The 1,767-nt window shown below is 64.1% G+C and carries 1 protein-coding gene; it reads right to left on the reverse strand.

The features are described from left to right. A partial coding sequence (locus tag EOA28_RS34760) for a DNA gyrase subunit A (protein ID WP_281060952.1) occupies window positions 1-1,767 on the reverse strand: 1,767 nt, incomplete at both ends.

Below are 1,767 nucleotides of genomic sequence, written 5' to 3' on the forward strand. Positions count from 1 at the left end.
GCGCGCTTCAGATAGGCCGCGCGCTCGGCGGGTGACGCATCGACGTGCTCGATGATCGACATCGAGATGATGCGGTCGGTCTCGGCCATGCTTATGCCGCGCACGCCGACGGAATTGCGGCTCTGGAAGACGCGCACGTCGGAGACCGGGAAACGGATGCACTGGCCGGAATTGGCCGTCAAAAGCACGTCGTCATTGTCGGTGCAGGTCTCGACGCCGAGAATCTCGTCGCCCTCTTCCTCCAGCTTCATGGCGATCTTGCCGTTGCGGTTGACCTGGACGAAGTCGCTGAGCTTGTTGCGGCGCACGGTGCCGCGCGTGGTGGCGAACATCACGTCGAGATCCCCCCAACTGGTCTCGTCCTCCGGCAGAGGCATGATCGTGGTGATGCGCTCGCCCTGCTCGAGCGGCAGCATGTTGATCAGCGCCTTGCCGCGCGATTGCGGGTTGCCGATCGGCAGCCGCCAGACCTTTTCCTTGTAGACGATGCCGCGCGAGGAGAAGAACAGCACCGGCGTGTGTGTGTTAGCGACGAACAGCCGAGTGACGAAATCCTCTTCCTTGGTCGACATGCCGGAGCGGCCTTTGCCGCCCCGGCGCTGCGCCCGGTAGAGCGACAGCGGCACGCGTTTGATGTAGCCGGAATGGCTGACGGTGACCACCATGTCCTCGCGCTGGATCAGGTCCTCGTCTTCCATGTCCGCCCCGCCGTCGGAGAGCTCGGTGCGGCGCGGCGTGCCGAACTCATCGCGGACCGCGATCAGCTCGTCCTTGACGATCTGCTGGATACGCGCGCGCGACGACAGAATGTCAAGGAAATCAATGATCTCGGCGCCGATCTTGTTCAACTCGTCGGCGATCTCGTCGCGGCCGAGCGCGGTCAGGCGCTGCAGGCGCAGGTCGAGGATGGCGCGCGCCTGTTCCTCGGAGAGATTATATGTGCCGTCCTCGTTGATGCGGTGACGCGGGTCGTCGATCAGCTTGATCAGCGGCGCGACGTCGTGCGACGGCCAGCGCCGCTCCATCAACTGCTCGCGCGCCGTCTGCGGATCGGGCGCGGTGCGGATGAGCTTGATCACCTCGTCGATATTGGCGACCGCAATCGCAAGGCCGACAAGGACATGCGCGCGCTCGCGCGCCTTGCGCAGCAGGTATTTGGTGCGGCGGCTGATCACCTCCTCGCGGAAAGCGACGAAGGCTTTCAGCATGTCGATCAGCGTCATCATCTCCGGCTTGCCGCCGTTGAGCGCCACCATGTTGGCGCCGAACGAGGTCTGCAGCGGCGTGAAGCGGTAAAGCTGGTTGAGGATGACGTCGGCGACGGCCTCGCGCTTCAGCTCGATGACGACCCGGTAGCCCTGGCGGTCGCTTTCGTCGCGAATGTCGGAAATGCCGTCGATGCGCTTTTCGCGCACCAGTTCCGCCATCTTCTCGATCATCGCCGCCTTGTTCACCTGATAGGGAATCTCGGTGACGACGATGGATTCGCGGTCGTTGCCGCGGGATTCGATATTGACGCGGCCGCGCATGACGATCGAACCGCGCCCGGTGGAATAGGCGCTGTAGATGCCGGAACGGCCAAGCACGATGCCACCAGTCGGGAAGTCCGGGCCGGGCACGATCTCCATCAGCGCCGGCAGGTCGATGGCCGGGTTGTCGATGAGGGCGATGGCGCCGTTGCAGACTTCGCTCAGATTGTGCGGCGGAATGTTGGTGGCCATGCCGACGGCGATGCCGCCCGAGCCGTTGACCAGAAGGTTGGGAAAG

The organism is Mesorhizobium sp. M2A.F.Ca.ET.067.02.1.1 (assembly GCF_004023285.1).
In the GTDB taxonomy this organism is placed as follows: domain Bacteria; phylum Pseudomonadota; class Alphaproteobacteria; order Rhizobiales; family Rhizobiaceae; genus Mesorhizobium.